At 35.0% G+C, this 21,230-nt stretch carries 22 protein-coding genes; 12 read left to right on the forward strand and 10 right to left on the reverse strand.

All coding sequences use genetic code 11. From position 1 onward, the window contains the following. Positions 1-8 precede the first annotated feature (8 nt). Positions 9-1,178, forward strand: coding sequence for a nitrate transporter NarK (gene narK, locus DN393_RS01990; RefSeq protein ID WP_000678171.1), 1,170 nt, complete (start codon positions 9-11; stop codon positions 1,176-1,178). 268 nt (positions 1,179-1,446) lie between these two features. Next, positions 1,447-1,644, forward strand: a complete 198-nt coding sequence (locus tag DN393_RS01995) for a PspC domain-containing protein (protein ID WP_064473971.1) — start codon at positions 1,447-1,449, stop codon at positions 1,642-1,644. Between the two features lie 182 nt (positions 1,645-1,826). Here DN393_RS01995 and DN393_RS02000 read toward each other — a convergent pair whose 3' ends face one another. The 7 genes from DN393_RS02000 to DN393_RS02030 all read right to left on the reverse strand — a co-directional run bounded on the left by DN393_RS02000 (position 1,827) and on the right by DN393_RS02030 (position 9,281). Further along, entirely contained in the window at positions 1,827-2,300 is a 474-nt protein-coding gene (locus DN393_RS02000; RefSeq protein ID WP_149173278.1) for a precorrin-2 dehydrogenase, read from the reverse strand. Then, entirely contained in the window at positions 2,293-3,003 is a 711-nt protein-coding gene (locus DN393_RS02005; RefSeq protein WP_149173279.1) for a sirohydrochlorin chelatase, read from the reverse strand. The genes DN393_RS02000 and DN393_RS02005 overlap by 8 nt, the downstream gene beginning before the upstream one ends. Continuing rightward, the gene (locus DN393_RS02010) at positions 3,000-4,424 is read right to left on the reverse strand and encodes a uroporphyrin-III C-methyltransferase (protein ID WP_149173280.1); all 1,425 of its coding nucleotides are present in this window, start codon (positions 4,422-4,424) and stop codon (positions 3,000-3,002) included. The genes DN393_RS02005 and DN393_RS02010 overlap by 4 nt, the downstream gene beginning before the upstream one ends. A 61-nt stretch (positions 4,425-4,485) precedes the next feature. Continuing rightward, positions 4,486-4,803, reverse strand: coding sequence for a nitrite reductase small subunit NirD (gene nirD, locus DN393_RS02015; RefSeq protein ID WP_064473966.1), 318 nt, complete (start codon positions 4,801-4,803; stop codon positions 4,486-4,488). 15 nt (positions 4,804-4,818) lie between these two features. Further along, positions 4,819-7,224 carry an NADPH-nitrite reductase large subunit gene (gene nirB / locus DN393_RS02020; protein ID WP_088046622.1) on the reverse strand — a complete coding sequence of 802 codons (2,406 nt, stop codon included), beginning with the start codon at positions 7,222-7,224 and terminating at the stop codon, positions 4,819-4,821. Positions 7,225-7,435: 211 nt separating this feature from the next. Next, positions 7,436-8,143 carry an iron-sulfur cluster repair di-iron protein gene (gene ric / locus DN393_RS02025; RefSeq protein WP_088046623.1) on the reverse strand — a complete coding sequence of 236 codons (708 nt, stop codon included), beginning with the start codon at positions 8,141-8,143 and terminating at the stop codon, positions 7,436-7,438. Positions 8,144-8,342: 199 nt separating this feature from the next. Further along, complete coding sequence (locus DN393_RS02030) at positions 8,343-9,281, reverse strand: excalibur calcium-binding domain-containing protein (RefSeq protein WP_088046624.1); 939 nt, start codon at positions 9,279-9,281, stop codon at positions 8,343-8,345. 208 nt (positions 9,282-9,489) lie between these two features. Between DN393_RS02030 and exsG the strand changes: the two genes are divergently transcribed. After that, positions 9,490-9,642: an exosporium protein ExsG gene (gene exsG, locus DN393_RS02035; RefSeq protein ID WP_000395678.1), complete on the forward strand. Its 153-nt coding sequence runs from the start codon at positions 9,490-9,492 to the stop codon at positions 9,640-9,642. 216 nt (positions 9,643-9,858) lie between these two features. After that, entirely contained in the window at positions 9,859-10,068 is a 210-nt protein-coding gene (locus DN393_RS02040; protein WP_000830254.1) for a hypothetical protein, read from the forward strand. 95 nt (positions 10,069-10,163) lie between these two features. Here the strand turns inward: DN393_RS02040 and DN393_RS02045 are convergent, their stop codons facing one another. Further along, a complete protein-coding gene (locus DN393_RS02045) occupies positions 10,164-11,003 on the reverse strand; it encodes an arylamine N-acetyltransferase family protein (protein ID WP_088046625.1) in 840 nt (279 codons plus the stop codon). A 549-nt stretch (positions 11,004-11,552) separates the two neighbouring features. On the opposite strand from DN393_RS02045, the gene DN393_RS02050 reads away from it, so the two are divergent. Then, positions 11,553-13,154: an esterase/lipase family protein gene (locus tag DN393_RS02050; RefSeq protein ID WP_064473961.1), complete on the forward strand. Its 1,602-nt coding sequence runs from the start codon at positions 11,553-11,555 to the stop codon at positions 13,152-13,154. Positions 13,155-13,338: 184 nt separating this feature from the next. On the opposite strand, the gene DN393_RS02055 is transcribed toward DN393_RS02050, so the two are convergent. Continuing rightward, positions 13,339-13,923, reverse strand: a complete 585-nt coding sequence (locus DN393_RS02055; RefSeq protein ID WP_103654999.1) for a preprotein translocase — start codon at positions 13,921-13,923, stop codon at positions 13,339-13,341. A 482-nt stretch (positions 13,924-14,405) separates the two neighbouring features. Here DN393_RS02055 and spoVS point away from each other — a divergent pair, with 482 nt between their 5' ends. Continuing rightward, positions 14,406-14,678, forward strand: coding sequence for a stage V sporulation protein SpoVS (spoVS, locus tag DN393_RS02060; protein WP_000427790.1), 273 nt, complete (start codon positions 14,406-14,408; stop codon positions 14,676-14,678). Between the two features lie 112 nt (positions 14,679-14,790). On the opposite strand, the gene DN393_RS02065 is transcribed toward spoVS, so the two are convergent. After that, positions 14,791-15,576 (reverse strand): hypothetical protein, encoded by a 786-nt coding sequence (locus tag DN393_RS02065; RefSeq protein ID WP_149173281.1) that lies wholly within the window; start codon positions 15,574-15,576, stop codon positions 14,791-14,793. A 109-nt stretch (positions 15,577-15,685) separates the two neighbouring features. On the opposite strand from DN393_RS02065, the gene DN393_RS02070 reads away from it, so the two are divergent. From DN393_RS02070 to DN393_RS02095, 6 genes are all read left to right on the forward strand, one after another. Further along, positions 15,686-16,333 carry an HD domain-containing protein gene (locus tag DN393_RS02070; protein ID WP_000165957.1) on the forward strand — a complete coding sequence of 216 codons (648 nt, stop codon included), beginning with the start codon at positions 15,686-15,688 and terminating at the stop codon, positions 16,331-16,333. Continuing rightward, the gene (locus DN393_RS02075; RefSeq protein WP_064473952.1) at positions 16,330-18,225 is read left to right on the forward strand and encodes an ABC-F family ATP-binding cassette domain-containing protein; all 1,896 of its coding nucleotides are present in this window, start codon (positions 16,330-16,332) and stop codon (positions 18,223-18,225) included. The genes DN393_RS02070 and DN393_RS02075 overlap by 4 nt, the downstream gene beginning before the upstream one ends. A gap of 75 nt (positions 18,226-18,300) precedes the next feature. Continuing rightward, positions 18,301-19,032, forward strand: coding sequence for a Bax inhibitor-1/YccA family protein (locus tag DN393_RS02080; RefSeq protein ID WP_001260655.1), 732 nt, complete (start codon positions 18,301-18,303; stop codon positions 19,030-19,032). Positions 19,033-19,186: 154 nt separating this feature from the next. Continuing rightward, a complete protein-coding gene (locus DN393_RS02085; RefSeq protein WP_088046778.1) occupies positions 19,187-19,441 on the forward strand; it encodes a DUF4318 domain-containing protein in 255 nt (84 codons plus the stop codon). Between the two features lie 158 nt (positions 19,442-19,599). Then, entirely contained in the window at positions 19,600-19,938 is a 339-nt protein-coding gene (locus tag DN393_RS02090; RefSeq protein ID WP_064473950.1) for a single-stranded DNA-binding protein, read from the forward strand. 164 nt (positions 19,939-20,102) lie between these two features. After that, positions 20,103-21,230, forward strand: a complete 1,128-nt coding sequence (locus tag DN393_RS02095; protein WP_064473949.1) for a conserved virulence factor C family protein — start codon at positions 20,103-20,105, stop codon at positions 21,228-21,230.

Below are 21,230 nucleotides of genomic sequence, written 5' to 3' on the forward strand. Positions count from 1 at the left end.
GGAACAGGATGAAAGGTCCTAATTTTCAATTAAGTTTACAAACTTCTAATCTAGTTATCGGTTTTATGGTATGGGTTATTTTATCATCATTAATGCCTTATATTAAAGCGGATATTCCATTAACTGCGGGACAAATTTCTATGGTAACAGCAGTACCGGTTATTTTAGGTTCTGTTCTTCGCATTCCAATTGGTTATTGGACAAATCGTTTCGGAGCAAGAAAATTATTCTTTATTAGTTTTATTCTATTATTATTTCCTGTCTTTTATATTAGTGTTGCCAATTCAATGATGGATTTAATTATTGGTGGCTTATTCGTCGGAATCGGTGGGGCCGTATTCTCCGTAGGGGTAACTTCTTTACCGAAATACTTTCCGAAAGAGAGTCACGGTTTTGTAAATGGTATTTACGGTGTCGGTAACGCCGGAACAGCAATTACTTCGTTTTTAGCACCTGTCATTGCAACTTCAGTTGGCTGGAGAACGACAGTACAGTGTTATTTAGTTTTACTTGCAGCATTTGCACTTATGAACTTTTTATTAGGTGATCGTAAGGAGAAAAAGGTGAATACACCATTAATGGAACAAATAAAAGGTGTATATAAAAATGAAAAACTTTGGTTTTTATGTATCTTTTACTTTTTAACATTCGGATCATTTGTCGCATTTACAGTATACTTACCAAACTTTTTAGTATCTCACTTCGGATTAGAAAAAGTAGATGCAGGTATGCGGACAGCCGGATTCATCGTATTAGCAACAATGATGCGTCCGATTGGTGGTTGGCTTGGTGATAAGTTTAACCCGTTTAAAATATTAATCTTCGTATTTATCGGTTTAACACTTTCAGGTATTATTTTATCATTTATGCCTAGTATGAACGTGTATACATTTGGTTGCCTACTAGTCGCATTTTGCGCAGGTATTGGTAATGGTACAATCTTCAAACTCGTTCCAATGTATTTCTCAGAACAAGCTGGTATTGTAAATGGACTCGTTTCAGCTTTAGGCGGACTAGGAGGGTTCTTCCCACCCCTAATTTTAACTTTACTATTCCAACTAACAGGTCATTATGCAATTGGATTTATGGCATTATCAGAAGTCGCACTTGCTTGTTTAATCATTACAGTATGGATGTATAGTCAAGAAAAGCTGTTAGTGATGTTAAAGAATCATTAATAAAGAAAAAGAACCCTCCTAAAGTAATCTAGGAGGGTTCTTTTAGTAATAGGCTTCGATATGTTTTTTATTGCTAGCTTAACAAACACTTGTATTCTAAAATAATGTGGTTTAAAAATGAAAAACAGAAGTTTTATGGAATTTTATGTTAAAATATAGATATCAGATGTTATTCAATTAAAGGGTTAGTTAAAGAAATTTTAAATCTCTTCCAAAGATCGAACTAATTTTTAGCATACAAATATTTAATCGGATCGGGGGTGTTTAGATGAAAAAGTTATATAAGTCTACTCAAGATAAACAAGTATCAGGTGTATTAGGTGGCTTAAGCGATAAGTATGGAATTGATGTAAGTATCCTTCGTATAGTAACTGCATTATCAGCCTTTTTTACTAGCGGATTTACAGTGTTACTTTATATAATAGCTGCAATTGTTTTGCCTACAGATAAAGAAATTAAGAGATAAATGTATGAACTCAAATAATGGGACCTTTAACAGAACAAGTAGATAAAGGCATTCCGCCTCTTATACGACTAGGATATGAGAAAAGAACTTCCACTGACGTGAGTCATAGCTGTAGGAGTGGCAATTATTTGTTTAATAATAAAAAGAACAAACGTCTTTAAAAAACGTTTGTCCAAATTAAATTACGATTTATGTGTACGAGAAAGCTTTTTTATAAGTTTAGGAAACATAGATGTTAGTTCTTGCTTCATACGCTTTGTAAACGATGGATCTTTACCTGAGGTTGAAATCGTTACAACATATTCATCATATCGAATGATACCCGGTGTGTGAAACGATGATTCTGTACCGTCACTTACAACGTTAACCCATTGAAAATCAAGTGCGGCTTGTTTGACCATCATATTTATATCATGTTGATTTGTAGCTGCATAAATAAGATGAGCATCTTTAATATCATCATCACTAAAAGTTTTTTGCTTCCAAGTAATATAAGGCAGTTCTTTCAATTCCTCGCAAATTTCTGGGCTGATAATGGTGACAAAAGCGCCTGTATCTTTTAATCCAGACGCTTTTCGATATGCGATTTTACCTCCACCAATGATAACGACCACTTTTTTATTTAGATTAAACATAAGAGGGTACATGTTATACATACACACATTCCTCCATTCGTTCTAATAATGTTAACTTCATATATTTATCAAACTGAAGGCAGTTACAAGTCGTAACGTGATCATATTTTTTTGTATGCAATTTAATTTTTTGAAGCAACAATCCGGTAAAGAGAAGGTACGGCATGACATATACATGGGGCGCAGTCGATGTTATAGCCTTGAGATCAGCAGTAAAAGAGGGCTCTCCTTTCGTTAAAAAGGAGCACGATACTTGCATACCGAGTTTTCGTTCGACAGCTGCTCCGATTTGTTGTAACTCATGTATCGGCTGTGGATCACTGCTACCTCGTCCTACGAGTAAAATACTACTATCTTGCATTGGCATAGTTTCACGTATTCTTTTCACTACAAGTTCCACCATATGTGGATGCGTACTAAAAGGTGGTACAACTGAAAATGTTATTTGTGGATATTTCTTTTGTAGTTGCTCTATTTCAAAAGGAATATCACGTTTATAGTGAGCTGCTGCAAATAATAAAACAGGTACAATCATTATTTCAGTTGATCCCTCCAGTATCGCTTCTGTAACTGCATCAGAAATGGTAGGTGTCGTTAGCTCTAGAAAAGCTATTTTTTGAATTCTTTCGTTACGTTCTTTCATAACAGATTGAATAAAGTGAATGAATTGTTCGTTCCCTTCTTGTAAGCGACTCCCGTGTCCAACATATACAATTCCTTTCATCGTACCACCAAATCTTTCTTCATAATCATGTCTTGTAATTGCTCATCTACATTATGAAATCCGACTTTATTCGCATAGTGTAAAGTTGGAATGTCGGTATACGAGAAGGGGAGAGTAAGAATATCGATAAAGCCAAGGCGCTTTACTTCTGATAGAAACGTATCAATTGAAGCACGGCCGTCAAACACAATGCTATCCCATGAGAATTCAGAAAGCATACGAGAATGGACTTCATCGAAACGATGATCAATTGTATACGCATGAGTCATCATATATGACCCGGCACCAATTTTCTCTTGAATAAAAGCAATCCGATTAATATTTCGTCCTAAATAAATAGTAGTATCGGAAGAGAACTCTGCTTGTTTACTTAGTAGCCCATATTGCATCAGTTTTTCTTGAGTGGCAACGTTCAAATATTGCAGTTGCGCCTGTAAGGAACGAATATCTTTCTGATGTTTACTACATGATCGCATCAATATTTCTACACTTTCAGCTGAACAAAAAACAAGGCGATCAACGTTAAAATTTTCATTGATTTGTTCAAATGTTAATGTGTATTCTTCCTTTTTGAAAGTTGGAATTTGATATATTTCTGCACCGGCTTCTTGTAACTTTTGCACCATTGAACTTGTTTTATTTGTTGCGGATGCAAATAAAACTTTTTTACCATGCAATGGTTTACGTTCTTTCCAAGCGATTTGATCCCGTAAGGAAACGACATCACCAACAATTGTCATGGATGGATTAGAAATATTTTCGTTTTTGACGATAGAAACAATGCTTGAAAGTGTACCTGTGACGACGCGTTGTTTACCAGTTGTACCCCATTCAATGACTGCTACTGGCGTATTGTCTTTCTTTCCTGCTTGTAGTAAGGTTTCACAAATTGTAGGTAAGTTTTTTATACCCATGTAGTAGGCGATAGTGTCGCTATTGTGAGATGAATTATATTTTCCATGATCGGTTAAAGGACCTTTTGCATGCCCAGTTAATAAAGTGACGCTATTACTGTAGTTACGGTGGGTGAGGGGGATACCTGCATAGCTACTAGCGGCGATGCTAGATGTAATACCTGGTACAATTTCATATGGAACGTTCACTGCTGCTAAAGTTTCTGCTTCTTCACCAACGCGGCCAAAAATAGATGGATCTCCGCCCTTTAAGCGGACAACGATTTTTCCTTCTTTCGCAAATTGAAGGAGGTGGGCGTTAATCATTTCTTGTCGCATAGTATGATTCTTTGGCATTTTTCCGCAATAAATAAGTTCACATGTTTCTTTTGTATAACTAAGAAAGAAAGGGTTTAATAAACGGTCATATAAAACGATATCTGCACGCTTTAAACAATCTATCGCTTTCTTTGTAATAAGCCCTTCATCACCTGGTCCTGCACCAACTAAATATACATATCCGTTCATAATCGCACCTCTTCTATTTTTATGTAAAAGGAAGCCAGGGGGAGGCTTCCTTTTTTAAAAATTACATGTATATATAAATGTCACCCTTAATAACTTCTACTTCATAAGTTTGAATACAACCGTCATCAGGTTTTTGAACTTCACCTGTTAGTAATGAAATTTTCCAATCATGCAGTGGACAAAAGACGAATTCACCAGATACAATTCCTTCTGCTAACGGTCCGTTTTTATGAGGACAACGATTTTCTACAGCTCGAATATCGCCATTTGAAAGACGGAATAGGGCGATAGACATACCTTTCATTTGCACCTCTTTACCGATTTGTATAGGAAGGTCTTCTGCACACATAACTTTTATTTTTTCTTTCGTTTGTATCATTTAAATCACAGCTCCTTATTTCACAGTTTCTACTTCATACATCGCTTTTAATGACTTAATTTCTAGTGCTTGTCCCCACGCTTCCGTATATGTGCTACGAGCTGTTTGGAAGCGTTCATTTAGCGTAGTAACCATACTTGTATCTTGCAGTATTTCTTTTATGTGATCGAAGCCTAAACGTTCTGTCCAGTAAGCAGTACGCTCTCCGTAAATACCAGTTTCACGATAATATTGCATGTAAGCTGTAGCGATGCGAAGGACATCATCTTCAGTAGGCACGATCATTACAAAATCAGCTTCGCGTACTTCTGTACCACCATTTCCGCCAATATAAAGTTGGTATCCATTTTCGACACATACAACGCCAAAATCTTTCGTCAGTACTTCCGCACAGTTACGTGGACAGCCCGTTACTCCCATCTTCATTTTATGGGGTGTATCTACCATTTCTAATGATTGTTCAAGTAACATACCAAGTCCTAATGAATCTTTCGTGCCGAAACGGCAGAAGCGAGAACCAACACATGATTTTACATTACGAAGCGATTTTGAATACGCATATCCCGAAGTCATATGTAAGTCAGCCCATACGTTAGGTAAATCTTGTTTTTTAACACCATATAAGCCGATTCGGCTCGCACCTGTAATTTTCACAAGAGGAACATCGTACTTTTTCGCAACTTCAGCAATTTTCATTAAATCATCTGCTGTTGTAACACCACCGTACATACGTGGAATAACAGAGAATGTACCATCGTGCTGAATGTTCCCGTTCATTCTTTCATTAACGAAACGGGACGCTTTATCATCTTCATATTCTTCTGGAATCGCCATCCGTAAGTAGTAATTTAAAGCAGGGCGACATTTTGAACAGCCATCTTCATGTACAAAACGAAGAACATTTCGTACTTCTTTTGGAGATTTTAAACCTTTCTCGTGAATGGCGGCTACGACTTCATCACGTGATAAAGTTGTACATCCGCACATACCAGCAGACTGCGCGGAAGCATCAAAAGCATCTCCGAGTGTATGAGATAAAACTTGCTCCACAAGCGGACGACATTTACCACAAGATCCTGCGGCTTTCGTGCATCCTTTTACTTCTTCAAAAGTAGTTAACTCTTGCTCTAAAATGGCATGAACGATTGTACCTTTCGTAACACCATTACATCCACAAATCGTGTCATCTGCACTCATTGTAGCAACGTCAAGTTCACTTTCTTCACCAGCTTTGTGAAGAAGGGAAGCGGCTGTATATTCTTGTATATCTTCTTCTTTCTTTAACATGCTAAAGAGGCGTGTACCGTCAGCTGTGTCACCATATAAAACGATACCGACGACTTTATTATCACGAATTAATACTTTTTTATAGGAACGTTTACATTCATCAAAGATTGAAATTGCTTTCGTTTGATCATCTTCATAAATTTGGCCAGCAGAGAATAAATCACAACCAGCAACTTTTAATTGCGTACCAACGATACTGCCCATATATCCATTCGTTTGTAAATTCGTTATATGTTTTGCTAATATTGTGCCTTGTTCATAAAGAGGGGCAACAAGTCCATATGCGATACCATCATGTTCTGCGCATTCGCCAACTGCATAAATGGCTTCATCATTTGTTAGCATATAGTCATTGACTACAATGCCGCGATTGACAATGAGACCAGCATCTCTGGCTATTTTCGTATTTGGTCGTATTCCGACAGCCATTACGATTAAATCACAATCTACAACTTCACCATCTTCAAATTGAATGCCAGCAACATAGTCTGTACCAAGAATTTTTACAGTTTTCTTTTCCATTAAAAACTTCATGCCTTGCGCTTCTAAATCTTCACGCAATAAAGAAGCTGCTTTCGTATCTAGTTGTTGCTCCATTAAGTTTGGCATTAAATGAACAACATGCACGTCCATTCCTAAGTCAATTAGACCTCTTGCGGCTTCTAAACCGAGTAACCCGCCACCAATGACAACGGCCTTTTTCTTTTCTTTAGCGGTATCTATCATAAATTGTGTATCTTCAATAGTTCGAAATCCTGTTACACCAGGAAGAGTGGAACCTTCAACAGGTAAAATAAAAGCACTAGAACCTGTTGCAATAATGAGCTTGTCATATGTAAGAGTACGATTCTTTTCTGTAATGATAATTTTTTCTTCTCGGTTAATACTTTGAACTCTTTCGTTTGTGTATAAAGTTATTTCGTTTTCTTCGTACCAACTATATTCATTCATAATGATATCTTGCATATTTGTTTTGCCTTGTAAAACATGAGAGAGCATAATACGGTTGTAGTTTGGATGCGGTTCATCTCCAAAAATAGTAATCTCATATGAATCACTATCATGTTTTAATATTTCTTCCATACAGCGTATGCCAGCCATACCATTTCCGATCATAACTAAACGTTTTTTCATTTTCGTTTCCCCTTTTTATGTGAAATGTTGAACAAAGGATTATATTTCTATTATAGAAAATCAAAAAAGCGGGAGATGTGATATTTATCACATTTCTATAATGATTCACAAATTATTAAAATTCGGGTTAATGTGAAGGGGAGAAGTGTGGATGTTATTCACGTAATGAAAAAGCAGGACATGAGTAGAAATACTCATGTCCTGCTTTTATTTATGCTCTCGTAATTGCACGTGGAAATAAAATATTATTTTCTAAATGAATATGCTCAAATAAATCAGACTCTAGCGCTTCAAGACGTTGATAAACAAGTCGATAAGTGCCGCAAGCTCCTTCTGGAGGAGTAAAGTCATTTGTCACTTTACGAAGTTCTTTTATAATATTTCCGGCATGATTGTGCTCATTTTCTAGTTCATCTACTACTTTACGTAATTTTGCATAGTTTTCATCAGTTGGATTTTGTTCAAATTCTAAAATTAATGGAAAATCTTCTGTTTCTTCTTTAATTAAATGCTGTTCTAATTCCATTTTAAGTTCATGAAACAGCTTATGAATTTGAGCTAAATGAGGCTGATTTGCTCCATGAACGCGTAATACTTTCGTCACATATGGACTTAACTGCGGTAACTCTTCATTTAAATAACGATGATGCTTATTAATTACATAATCAATCAATTCGCGATAAGAAGCATTTTTCCAATCAATTTCAGATTCATTTAATAGTTTCGTATTATGATAAAGCGTATTTAACTCTGTAATTACTTCAGAAGCTGATAAATTTCTTTCATGAATTGCATCAATAAGTGGCTTATTACCACCGCAACAAAAATCTATTCTATACGATTTAAAAAGATCACTAGCTTTCGGAAATTGTGTAACAATCTCACCAACAATTGAAGTTTCAGTAAATGTATGTTCCATATGAATGCCTCCATAAAGTTTAAATGTAATATCTAAATTAAGAATAGCGATAAATGAAAAACAATGTGGTGATTGAAATCACTTATAATGTGTCAGTTTTGAGAATAATAGGAGTGTTATAAACGGAAGAGAGAGGAGGTAATTAGTCGCAATACTATTTGATAAAAAAAGAAGCTTACTAGAAGCTTCTTTTTTATTACTATTTTTCACATGCAACTCCATCACCATCACGATCAAGTTTAGAGCTATAACCTGGTTGGTCTTTATATAATGGAGCTTTTCCAGCATTTTTAACTTCAGTACAATTTTTGTAAGTTACATTACTATTGTTACTTGCAGCTGGTTGTGTTTGAGCTTGCTGTGCTTTTTTTTGTTCCTCTTGTTGTTTGCGAGCTTGCTCATCAGCTTGGCGTTTTTGTTCCTCTTGTTGTTTACGAGCTTGCTCATCAGCCTGACGTTTTTGTTCTTCTTGTTGTTTACGAGCTTGTTCATCAGCTTGGCGTTTTTGCTCTTCTTGTTGTTTACGAGCTTGTTCATCAGCTAGACGTTTTTGTTCTTCTTGTTGTTTACGAGCTTGTTCATCAGCTAGACGTTTTTGTTCTTCTTGTTGTTTGCGAGCTTGCTCTTCGGCTTGGCGTTTTTCATCCTCTTGCTTACGAGCTTGTTCATCGGCTAGACGCTTCTCATCTTCTTGCTTTTGAGTTTTCTCGTCCGCTTCTTTCTTTTTATCATCTTTTTTCTCTGCATTATTAGAAGCGACTTGTTTATTTGTTGCTGTCGTCTTTTCAGAAGAAGGAGCTGAAATACTTGATAATGCAACAAAAATGACAAATAAAATAGCAGTGATAATAAATTGTTTTTTTGCTACACCTGTCTTTTTAATTACGGATAAGATTGCTAACACAAGGAAGAAAACAAATAAAACAAAACTTAAAATAGAAAAGAATTCAACAATGGGGTTATTAGAAGTCTCAGCACTAGTTATTATGAATACAATCGAAATCATAAAAAGAATAACGGCAGGACGACCATATTGTTTTGCTTTTCCATTTTTCTTAAAGATTGAAATGATACATAAAATTAAAAGAATAAAAGCAATAAAAAATAAAGCTGCACCAATATTACTCAAAATCGCCATTTTTATACCTCTATTTGTAAGATTTTCACTATTGATTATATAGGAACTTATTGGATATTACACGATTTATATAAATTTAGAAAATTAGTATTTTTAATAGACTTATAAACATTTATTTTATATATAAAGAAAAATAGATATATTTCCTATTACGTTTTTAAAGAGAATTCATAAAGTATAATATATCGATTGAAAGGAGGGGGTTTAAATGGAATTTCAATTATTGGTAACTTGCATATTACAAGAAGGTAATGCTTTCTTTTTAGTAACGAAAGTAGACGATGTTATTACGTTAAAAGTACCGATTACTGCGGGAGTAGCAGGTTTATTCTTAGCTTTAGGTGTACCAAGATGTTCTTAATTTAAATTTCTAGAGTAGAAGGGAAGGGATATACCTTTCTCTTCTACTATTACATAATATGATTATGTAAACTAAAATATTATTTTGTAATAGCACGTTTAAAATGGACATGCATATACTATAATGTTTCATTGGATGTTAGTGATGAAAGGTAGTTTTCACACGTGCATGTAATGATGTTCATTAAGTTATGAAATTAAAGAGGTGCTATTATATATGAAAAGAAGAACATTTGATATTCCAGTTACATTGCGAAGAGAGTGGTTTTTAATAGAATTAGCTCATTTAACGAAAAAATATGGAATTGAAATTGCAACTAGCAAAATGGAAGCTGCACCGTTTTTAAGAGATCAAGTAACGGAATCAAAAATAGGATCAGGGCTCCAATACGATAAATATGATGATGAGTATATGATTGAAAATTAAAGGATAAGAGCAAAACAAATTTCTTTATAACAAAATATAAAATAAAGCAGATTCTAAATATGGAATCTGCTTTATTATGAAATACTTCTAGTCAACTAGCCTCTTTCTAGTGTTTTTCCTACATATTTCACTTGCGTTATTCCAAAAGATTCATGAAGAATGCGAGCATAATCTTTTGATTCTATTGGACGTTTATTTTTGATGCCTTTAAAGGTTTCTGTATAATTTTTATTTGTTAATGATACGTGACCATAATCAGTTAATTTACAAGTGATAGCTCCTTTATTAAAAGGAGATTCTTTATGTTCTACAATCACTTTTTGAATGTTATTCACCTTTTTCTCATCTATTGGATCTAAAGTAAAGGCATAGCCTATTTTCCATTCATGTGAAGGTTCAGATTGCAAGAAATTTGTAGATTCCCCGTTAGCTCCTTTTCTCATTTCTAAAATGTGTGTACCTTTTCGGGTAGTTCGTTTGCGAATTCGATATTCACCCGTTTGAGAAGAGATGACTTCTCCGTTAAAAGGGACTGGATGTAAAGGTAGATGAGAGGCAAAACCGGCATCTATAACATAATCTTTATTATTATGATTTAATATGATAATGACATGACCATCATCGGGTTTCCATTTATTATCATAAAGGTCATAAACAGTACCAGCTACTTTATATACTTGAAATCCACAATCAATTAAAAAGTAATACAATAAGGAGTTTAATTCATAACAAAGACCGCCTCGTTTTTGAATAAGTAACTTTTCTACTAAGTTCTTTTTTGAGATGTCTTTAAAAGTACCAGCCATAATATCAAGATTTTCATAGGGCAGAATCAATCCCATTTTTAAGAGGATTTCATCTAAATCATCAAATGTTACTTCTTCTGCAGGAATTTTTAATCGTTTAAAAAACTCCTTTTGTAACTTGGTCATCATAAAGCATTCTCCTTTCTTGTTACAGAATTTTCTTCTGCTCATCGCTAGGTTAGTACTTCTAAAAGTTTAATTCAAGTCTGCAGAAATTATCATAATATATGTTTCTGGAAATGTTATTTTCTATTCTGAAATTTCAGTTTAATTTTTAATGTTAGGAAAGTCTTATAGTATAAGCCTCTATTTTGTTTAGTTTGTATTTAATTAAATAAAAGTACATATCTTCATTAACTTTTTTATAATTAGCTGGTAATAAAGTGTTTTTTTACTAAAGTTTTTTCAAGATTTGTATGCTTTATATAAACAATAATAATTGGAGGATATTTGGATTCAGTAAAGTTAACAATTGTTGAGAAACTTTTTTGTAGCGCTCTCTCAAAAGGAAGAGATTGAATCAAAGAGAATAACGTGTGTTAAGGAAGAAGGGGTACTAGTAATCTCTTGAGAATAGGGACAAGATCTTGTTTAAGTAAAAAGATTATCTAGTATTAAGAGAGAAGATAAAAAAAATTACAAAGAGCACCTTCTTTCAAAAAAAGTGGGGGGAGTAACATGCGATTGATGAGAAGATGTGTTGCCTTACTAATTGTATTTTTTATCATGGTTCCAATGATTAGCACAAATGTGCGAGCAGAAGTTGTAAAAGAGCTTGGAAAGGGATTTCCTGATACAGAAGTATTTACACCTGGAGAATGGTTTTTAGGTCAAAAACCTGCTAATTACGATGAGAATAAGCCTCCAATTCTTTTTGTACAAGGAAGGAATGGGAATGCTGATAGTTGGTATGGAAAGACAGTGTATCACGATATAAATGATATGTATGACTATGCTTTAAAAGCAGGTTATCAAACAGTATTTATCCAATTATATGATGCTGCTGGGAAAGGGTCAGCTAGTCAGTGGGATAACGGAAAATTGTTAGCACAAAAATTAGAAGAAATATATAATCACTTCGGTAAAAAAGTTAATATTGTAGCACATAGTAAAGGCGGTATCGATACACAGGCTGCATTAGTAGGATATGGTGCAAATCGATTTGTTGGAAATGTTATAACGCTTGCGACGCCACATCATGGATCAAACTTGGCGGATTTATCATATAGTTGGTGGGCAGGATGGCTTGCTTCTATATTAGGTCAAAAAGATGATGGTACGTACTCATTACAAATGGGGGAAATGGCAAAATTTCGTTCAACGATTGATAATAATCCAGCAGCTAAATTAAACCGTTACTATACGGTTACCGGTACTAGCTGGGGACCAGTATTTTCTGCGTTATCTATGGGCGGGTTCTATTTGTCATCATACGGTTCAAATGATGGACTAGTAAATGAGTGGAGTGCTAAGTTACCGTATGGAACGCATTTATTTACAGATTCCAGATTTGATCATGATAATATAAGAAAAGGATCTGCTGTTTTCTCTCGAATTGAACCATATTTACGTACATCAAATGTAGCTGTACCAGCTTTAGTAGCATCCAGCACTAGTTCAAATGAAAATATAGAACAACTAAATACAACTTCAAATCAAAACATTTTAGGAGGAGAATTGCCACAAAATCAGTGGATAGAGCAAACCGTTACGGTTGATAAAAAAGCTGAAGGAATAGTTTCTATCTTAACAGCGTCTTCTGATGTAGAAGTACAAATGATATCTCCAAAAGGAAAAATGTATACAAATAAGGATAGCGTTATTACTACTGGTGAAGGTGAATCTTTCTTTGGTGGTGCGACAATTAGAACATTTAAATTTGATAAAATGGATGTAGGAGAATGGAAAGTTAAAATGATGGCGAAGCAGTCGAAAGATGCATTTTTAATTGTAAGCGATTACAATAGTGGCGCACCATTTGTTCTCCAAATGCCTACAAAAGTTAAAGTGAATAAATCTGAGTATAAATTGAAAAAATCACCTGTAGCACCTGAAATGAAAGGGGATCTTTCCATAACAGTAAGAGTAGTTAATAAAGAAGGGAAACTAGTCTCTGAATATAATGAATTACAAAATGTTAATAATACTACATTTACTGGTGCTTTGAAGGACATAAAGCAACCAGGAGTATACAACATTACGATGGATATAAAAGGGATGAATAAAGAAGGACAACCGTATAATCGTACAATTGTTAAGTCGGTTTATGTGGAGAAGTAAGAAAGAATGAGAAGTTTTTAATATAAAAAGTACCGAACTTTTGTAGTAGAAGAGTTCGGTACTTTTTTCATGTTTATTAGATTAACAGAAACGTACTATGGAATTTATGTTTGATTATAGGAATCAAAAGAACATTATTCAATAAAAAAGATGCTGAAATAGCATCTGAATGTGAAGAGGATTATTAACTTAGTTTTATAACTGTTAATTCAACGGAATTAATACCATTATCACAAGTTGTAATACTTTGACGATTAAAACCACTATTATTTTTCAGTTGAAGAGTGGAATTAGCTGTCACTGTAACAATTGTTTCGCCTGCTAGTTGAAGACATTCGTTATTTGATGAAGTATTCATTTGGAAAGCGAAATCACCTTGACTATTAGCAAGTGGATTATTATTTAAAAATATAGTCATGACTGGAATATGTGGAAAGACAGGATTTGAATTAGTGTTAATAGTTGAAATGAAAGAAACTCTATAATCACCAGTTTGACTAATTTGTATAGTAGTAGGATTTAGTAAGGAAACTCCTCCTGCTATAGGGCCAACGTGATTAAATGGAAAAGGATCTCCAAAAGGAACAGTTATAAACTCAGTTTGCCAAAAAGTGCCGTATGCTGGACAGCTTTTTTTATGTGAATGGTCGCATGAACATTTTTTATAGGAACTGGAAGAAGAGTTACATGAACATTTTTTATATGAGCTGGAAGAAGAGTTGCATGAACATTTTTTATTGGAGTTTGAAGAATGATAGTATGAACCCAATATATTACCCCCTATTATGAATGAAGTGTATACTCATAGTATTTTATGCTTGTCTTATATAAAAGGTGATAGATTTGGAGTATAAAGTGCTAATACGATGAAATATAGTAATAGAATAGTAGTTGTAACAATTTTTGAAGAAGAAAAGGTTAATGATTTGGTAAAAATATCAGTGGAATATCTTGAAATGTTAAAGTATAGTGGGAATGCTTATTTTAATTTCACATGTAAAAATAAAACCAGTAGCCTCAGTTGCAATGATGTGATCGTTTAAGTGAATGTCTATTTTTGAAATGTTTGCATATTAGAGTTTATGGTTGTTTTCTTTTATTTACGTAGTGGGGCAGGAAGAAGACGAAAAGTATCGAATGAATGTACATATGTAGCATTGTTTGCTTTTGGTGTGAATAGTAGTAAAAGATACGTTGAAATATTTTAAACCGTAACAAAAGAGCGATTAAATAATAGAGGGAGCAACTTACATGGAAAATATATTAAAAGTATCTTCAAAATCAAAACCAAATTCAGTAGCAGGTGCAATAGCTGGTGTACTAAGAACAAGTGGCAATGTGGAAATTCAGGCGATTGGGGCGGGTTCTATAAATCAAGCGATTAAAGCAATTGCAATCGCAAGAGGATTTGTTGCTCCAAGTGGTATTGATTTGGCCTTTGTTCCAGCATTTCAAGAGGTTACTATTAATGATCAAGAAAGAACGGCAATTAAATTAATTGTAGGTCCTAGAAGGAAAAGGTAACTGCAGTAATTCAGTATTGAAATGATATTTAACATAACAAACAAAAAGTGTCACAAATGCTTATGAAATAGGCATTTGTGACACTTTTATAGTTTTGTGAGAATAAAAACCCCTAAAACTGCTCATTCTTCTCCCAAGATTCCACAATATAATGTGCAATCGTCGGGTTGAATCCTTTCCCAACTAAAAACATAATCGCAGCAACTTCTGTTAAAGCGTGTTTGTGTGATGTATGTTTTGCTTCATTTAAACCGTAATCTACCCAAGGTTTTACGAAATCTAGTACAGGTTTCTTTAAAGGTAAAAACTGTGTACCGACCACTTGCTGGATTTGTTGTTGTGTTGGTTCTGTAATTGGTCCAGGGGGTAAGATTTGAGGTTGTGTAATATCGAGTGTTGGTCCTGGTGGCAAAATTTGTGGTTGTGTTGGATCGATCGTTTGAGGTGCCGGTGGTGAAACACGCGCGTCATAGTTTGGTTGATACATTTGCGGCTGAGTTGTGTATGGATTTTGTTGAAATTGTTGTTCTTGATTTTGAGGTGCTACATATGGATTTTGCGGGTATTCATAATTAGGACGTGTGTCGTATAAGTTTTGTTGATATTCAGTTTCATGATTTTGCGTTGTTGCGTATGGATTTTGTTGAAATTGTTGTTCTTGATCTTGTGGTGCTGCATATGGGTTTTGAGGATATTCATAATTAGGACGTGTGTCGTATGCGTTTTGTTGATAATTAGCTTCTTGATTTTGTGGTGTTGCGTATGGATTTTGTTCATATTGTTGTTCTTGTTCTTCATATTGTTGTTCTTGTTTTTCATATTGTTGTGTGTATCTTTGGTCCTGTTGCTGAGGGTAAAATGGTTGTTGTGGATAAGGCGGTTGGTTATTATAGAACATATTTATTCCTCCTTCATGATGATGCCTACCACCCAGTGTATGGGCGGACAAGAAAATATGTGATGAAAAAATGCGGGCGTGTTACAATAAGTAACTGGGTGAAGATAAAATGACAAAACAAGAAAAGATTCAAAAAACAATTACTTTTGTAAAACATATTTTAGAAAAAGATGCGAGTGGGCATGATTGGTATCATATTGAACGCGTACATAAACTGGCGATTTCTTTATCCGAGCAAGAAGGGGGAAATCGTTTTATAATTGAAATGGCAGCATTACTTCACGATGTGGCAGATGAGAAGTTAAATGAAAGTGAAGAAGCAGGAATGAAAAAAGTTTCTGATTGGTTAGAAGAGTTACATGTTGAAGCAGAGGAAAGTAAACATGTTCTTCATATCATTGCCAATATGTCTTATAAAGGTGGTCATGGCGGTAAAGTGGATTCACTTGAAGGGAAGCTTGTTCAAGATGCGGATCGCTTAGACGCTCTTGGAGCAATTGGAATAGCTCGCACATTTGCGTATGGTGGAGCGAAAGGGAGATTAATGTATGATCCAACTATTCCTCCACGTGAAGTGATGACGAAAGATGAATATAGAAAAAATAACGATCCATCTTTAAATCATTTTTATGAAAAACTTTTGAAACTAAAAGACTTAATGAACACGAACGCAGCAAAGCAAGAGGCTGAAGTTCGTCATCGTTATATGGAACAGTTTATTGAACAATTTATGAAAGAGTGGAATGCACAAATATGAAAATGTTAACTGTGGAAAACTTATCGAAATCATACGGAGAAAAACCGTTATTTGATGGATTATCATGTAGTATTACAGAAGGACAACGTGTCGGAATTATTGGTGTAAACGGTACTGGTAAATCGACATTATTAAAAATTATTGCAGGGTTAGAAACTCCTGATACAGGTGATATGACGCATTCCCGTGGGTATACAATTAGTTATTTATCACAGCAACCAGAGTTTGATGAAAAACTAACAGTGCTAGAGCAAGTGTTCCATGGTGATACACCTTTAATTCGTCTTCTTCGTGATTATGAACAATCGTTATTAAATATCGAAAAAGATCCAAGTAATGAAAAAGTACAGGAACAATTATTTGCAGTGCAGCAACGTATGGATGCGATGAGTGCATGGGAAGCAAATGCGAATGCAAAATCGTTATTAACGAAATTAGGAATTACTGATTTTACAGCAACTGTTGGAAACCTATCTGGTGGACAAAAAAAGCGTATTGCAATGGCGCAATGTTTTATTGAAACACCTGATTTATTAATTTTGGATGAGCCTACGAACCATCTTGACCATGAGACAGTTGAATGGTTGGAAGAATATTTAGCAAGATATAATGGTGCGGTATTACTTGTAACCCATGATCGTTATTTCTTAGATCGTGTGACAAACCGTATTTTTGAATTAGACAATGGTAAACTATATAGTTACGAAGGAAACTATAGTACATTTTTAGAAGCGAAAGCACTTCGTGAAGAACAAGAAATTGCGCAAGAATCAAAACGTCAAAACTTATATCGCCGCGAACTAGCATGGATCCGCCGCGGTGCAAAAGCTCGTTCGACAAAGCAAAAAGCACGTATTCAACGATTTGATGAGTTAAAAGGTCAAGAAGGACCAGCTGCAAAACAGTCAGTTGATATTGCGCTTAGCGGCAGTCGCCTCGGTAAAAAAGTACTTGAGTTAAAAGATGTAACGAAAAAATTCGGTGATAAAACGGTATTACACAACTTTAATCATATTGTGAAACCAGGAGATCGTATCGGAATCATTGGAGCGAATGGAAGCGGAAAATCTTCTCTATTAAATATGCTTGCAGGCAAGTTAGCTCCTGATAGTGGTGAAGTTGAAGTAGGACAAACTGTAAAAGTTGCTTATTATACGCAAGAAAATGAAGAGATGAATTTAAATCAGCGTATGATTGAATACATTAAAGAGATTGCAGAAGTTATTCATACGACAGATGGAAAAGTAATTGGTGCATCTCAAATGCTAGAACGTTTCTTATTCCCGACGCACTCACATGGTACACCGCTTGGTAAACTATCTGGTGGGGAAAGAAGACGTTTATATTTATTACGTATTTTAATGGGAGAACCAAACGTACTATTACTGGATGAACCTACGAATGATCTAGATACACAAACATTAACAGTACTGGAAGATTATTTAGAAGATTTCCCAGGTGTCGTTTTAACTGTATCGCATGACCGTTACTTCTTAGATAAAGTAGTAGATGAATTGTTCATCTTTAGTGGTGGAGGCGAAGTGCGTGAATTCCTAGGTAGTTATACGGACTTTTTAGAAATGGAAAAGACGAAAGAACTTATTGAGAAGGCGGAAGTTCAAAAAGAGAAAAAAGTGGTAGAAGAAGCTCCGAAACAACAACGTAAACGTAAACTTTCATACAAGGAGCAGCGTGAATGGGAAACAATTGAAGATACAATTGCCGAACTAGAAGAGAAAATTGAGTCAATTGGAGAAGAACTTGCGAAAGTTGGATCTGACTTCACAAAGGCACAAGAATTATCTGAAGCACAGCAAAAAACAGAAGAAGAGCTAGAAAAAACGATGGAAAGATGGAGTGAACTATCAGACATCGTTGAAGGATTAAAATAAAAACAAGCTGCATATATTGAAAAGTAAAGAGAAAAACTTTACACTATTGGTAGAACCTATTTTAGGAGGGAAAAAATGAGAACATCTAATCCAATGTTGAAAAAAGAGGCATTCCGTAAAGAGGGAGCAAGTGCTTCTGCGATGACGATTGGCGGAACAGTAGGCAAAACGTTTATTATGCTTATCTTGCTACTTGCAACGTCTGTCTATTCATACATACAGATGATGCAGGGGACGATGAAGATGCCAGTACTAATTGGTGCTTTAATCGTTGCGGCAATCATCGCATTTGCGTCTATGTTCTTCCCACGTATTTCACCTTTTGGTGCACCAATCTATGCGGCAGTAGAAGGGGTTGTATTAGGTAGTATTTCAGCGGTTTATACAATGAAGTTTGGCGATTCTATCGTTTTAAATGCTGTATTACTAACAATCTCAATTCTATTTGCAATGTTAGTGTTATATGCAACGCGTGTAGTAAAGGTAACGGATAAATTCCGTACAGGCGTGATGGCAGCAACACTTGGAATTATGGTTATGTATTTAGTCGTATTTCTACTAAACATGTTTGGTGTAACTGTTCCGTACATTCACCAAGGCGGTACAATTGGTATTATTATTAGTGCAGTTGTTATCGTAGTTGCTGCATTAAACTTATTACTAGATTTCGATTTAATCGAAAATGGTGTACGTAGTCAAGCTCCGAAATATATGGAGTGGTACACTGCGATGGGACTAATGCTTACATTAGTTTGGTTATACTTAGAAATTCTTCGTTTCGTTTCTTACTTTACGAAAAATGACTAATAAAAAAATCCTGCATGAAAAATGCAGGATTTTTTTATTTTCAAAGATAGAGTGAAATTTTAATCAGTGAGGCTTATACTGCCTGTTAATGCAAGTTAATTTCGGTAATGGTATAATATGGTTGTTGGTAACTCAAATTGAAGGGGGATGGAATATGATGAAAGAGAAGAAAAGGATTATGAAAAAACTATTTTCTAAAAGTTTTTTCATAGAACTAGAAGATGCTTTAACGTATCCATCATCAGAAGTTATTATTTCCGCTATCGAAAGGTATGCGGTTGAATGTCAGGAACAATTGAATTTTGAGAGTAAAGTTAAACCGATTACTTTTTACTTAGAAAATGTAATGTATCGTGTTGAGATAAAGATGGCTCGCGGTGGATATTACATTTCCTGTAGTGAAGTATAAATTTTGAAACCTTACATGTTTAATATATGTAAGGTTTCTTTTTTTCTTTTACAGCATATAAAATAATATTTTTTACTTTAAAATATATTATTTTACGTTTTTTACCCTTCATACATTTTTCTTTACAATAAAGAAAAATATGTGAGGTGGTATAACATATGATGAATCGAGTTGTATTAATCGGTAGATTGACAAAGGAGCCAGAATTATACTACACAAAGCAAGGGGTCGCTTATGCACGAATATGTGTTGCGGTGAATAGAGGTTTTCGAAATAGTTTAGGTGAGCAACAAGTAGATTTTATTAATTGTGTCGTTTGGCGCAGATCGGCTGAGAATGTAACTGAATATTGTACGAAGGCGTCTCTTGTTGGAATTACCGGACGTATTCATACGAGTAATTACGAGGATGATCAAGGTAAGAGAATATATAAAACGGAAGTTGTAATTGAGAGCATTACATTTTTGGAGAGAAGGCGGGAGGGTGCATCGCAATAAGATGGGATTTTAAACAATGGGTTTGGGGGAATTAGGTGGAAAGAGAAAGAATGAAAAGTATGATGATTGAAAGAAATCAGCAAGATAAAGCATCCGAGTAGGTTTAAAGAGGTGGAACATGTTACAATACAGCTAAGAACATGCAATAAAGGAGAGTTTTTTACGTGAAGATTAAAGCAATTGAACCGACGCCAAGTCCAAATACAATGAAAGTTATTTTGAATGAAGTATTACCATCAGGAGCGCGTAATAATTATACAAATGAAAATAAAGAACAAGCACCAATGCAAGTGCAAGAAATTTTGAAAATTGAAGGCATTAAAGGTGTATATCATGTAGCCGACTTTTTAGCAGTGGAGCGAAATGCAAAGTTTGATTGGAAAGTTTTATTACAACAAGTTCGTGCTGTTTTCGGCGAAGAGGTAGTAGAAGAGAGTGAAGGACAACAACTTGCTCATTTTGGAGAAGTGAAAGTGTTTGTTCAAATGTTCTTTACAATTCCAATGCAAGTAAAGTTAACAGATGGAACAACAGAAGAACGTGTTGGCTTACCAGATCGTTTTAAAGAATCAATTATGAAAGTTCAAATGTCTGCACCAAACGTTGTAAAAGAACGTAAATGGGTGGAACAAAGTACACGTTACGGTAATTTTGAAGAAATCGGGAAAGAAGTAGTGGAAGAGATTGTTGCTGCTTATTCAGAAGAACGTGTAAATGAAACAGTTAAAGAATTATTAAACCAGGCAGGTGCTGTTGAAGTAACGATTCAAAAGCGTGAGCCATATAAAGTAACAGAAGAGATGATGAAAGATGCTGACTGGAAAAACCGTTTTGCGGCATTAGAACAAATGGATCCTACTGAAGAAGATATGCTAGTGTTGCAGATGGCGTTAGATGATGAAAAAGTTTCGATCCGCCGTTTAGCAACAGCGTATTTAGGTATGGTAAAAGGTGATGGAGTATTGCCGTTATTATATAAAGCGTTATTAGATCGTTCAGTAAGTGTTCGCCGTACAGCGGGCGATTGCTTATCTGACGTAGGTGATCCAGCAGCGATGTTCGTTATGATTAAATCTCTGAAAGATTCAAGTAAATTAGTACGCTGGCGTGCAGCGATGTTCTTATTTGAACTTGGAGATGAAAGTGCGATTCCGGCATTAAAAGCAGCGCAGGATGATCCAGAGTTTGAAGTAGCGATGCAAGCGCGTCTAGCATTAGAGCGTATTGAAGGCGGAGAAGAAGCAAAAGGTTCTGTATGGAAACAAATGACGGAGTCTCGTAAAGGAGAATAA

Source organism: Bacillus sp. BPN334, from assembly GCF_008368885.1.
GTDB classification, from domain to species: Bacteria; Bacillota; Bacilli; order Bacillales; family Bacillaceae_G; genus Bacillus_A; species Bacillus_A wiedmannii.

Excerpts from the sequence above, each read along its gene's own strand:
- narK (WP_000678171.1), top strand. The coding sequence starts at position 9 with ATGAAAGGTCCTAATTTTCAATTAAGTTTACAAACTTCTAATCTAGTT.
- DN393_RS01995 (WP_064473971.1), top strand. The coding sequence starts at position 1,447 with ATGAAAAAGTTATATAAGTCTACTCAAGATAAACAAGTATCAGGTGTA.
- DN393_RS02000 (WP_149173278.1), bottom strand. The coding sequence starts at position 2,300 with ATGTATAACATGTACCCTCTTATGTTTAATCTAAATAAAAAAGTGGTC.
- DN393_RS02005 (WP_149173279.1), bottom strand. The coding sequence starts at position 3,003 with ATGAAAGGAATTGTATATGTTGGACACGGGAGTCGCTTACAAGAAGGG.
- DN393_RS02010 (WP_149173280.1), bottom strand. The coding sequence starts at position 4,424 with ATGAACGGATATGTATATTTAGTTGGTGCAGGACCAGGTGATGAAGGG.
- nirD (WP_064473966.1), bottom strand. The coding sequence starts at position 4,803 with ATGATACAAACGAAAGAAAAAATAAAAGTTATGTGTGCAGAAGACCTT.
- nirB (WP_088046622.1), bottom strand. The coding sequence starts at position 7,224 with ATGAAAAAACGTTTAGTTATGATCGGAAATGGTATGGCTGGCATACGC.
- ric (WP_088046623.1), bottom strand. The coding sequence starts at position 8,143 with ATGGAACATACATTTACTGAAACTTCAATTGTTGGTGAGATTGTTACA.
- DN393_RS02030 (WP_088046624.1), bottom strand. The coding sequence starts at position 9,281 with ATGGCGATTTTGAGTAATATTGGTGCAGCTTTATTTTTTATTGCTTTT.
- exsG (WP_000395678.1), top strand. The coding sequence starts at position 9,490 with ATGGAATTTCAATTATTGGTAACTTGCATATTACAAGAAGGTAATGCT.
- DN393_RS02040 (WP_000830254.1), top strand. The coding sequence starts at position 9,859 with ATGAAAAGAAGAACATTTGATATTCCAGTTACATTGCGAAGAGAGTGG.
- DN393_RS02045 (WP_088046625.1), bottom strand. The coding sequence starts at position 11,003 with ATGATGACCAAGTTACAAAAGGAGTTTTTTAAACGATTAAAAATTCCT.
- DN393_RS02050 (WP_064473961.1), top strand. The coding sequence starts at position 11,553 with ATGCGATTGATGAGAAGATGTGTTGCCTTACTAATTGTATTTTTTATC.
- spoVS (WP_000427790.1), top strand. The coding sequence starts at position 14,406 with ATGGAAAATATATTAAAAGTATCTTCAAAATCAAAACCAAATTCAGTA.
- DN393_RS02065 (WP_149173281.1), bottom strand. The coding sequence starts at position 15,576 with ATGTTCTATAATAACCAACCGCCTTATCCACAACAACCATTTTACCCT.
- DN393_RS02070 (WP_000165957.1), top strand. The coding sequence starts at position 15,686 with ATGACAAAACAAGAAAAGATTCAAAAAACAATTACTTTTGTAAAACAT.
- DN393_RS02075 (WP_064473952.1), top strand. The coding sequence starts at position 16,330 with ATGAAAATGTTAACTGTGGAAAACTTATCGAAATCATACGGAGAAAAA.
- DN393_RS02080 (WP_001260655.1), top strand. The coding sequence starts at position 18,301 with ATGAGAACATCTAATCCAATGTTGAAAAAAGAGGCATTCCGTAAAGAG.
- DN393_RS02085 (WP_088046778.1), top strand. The coding sequence starts at position 19,187 with ATGATGAAAGAGAAGAAAAGGATTATGAAAAAACTATTTTCTAAAAGT.
- DN393_RS02090 (WP_064473950.1), top strand. The coding sequence starts at position 19,600 with ATGATGAATCGAGTTGTATTAATCGGTAGATTGACAAAGGAGCCAGAA.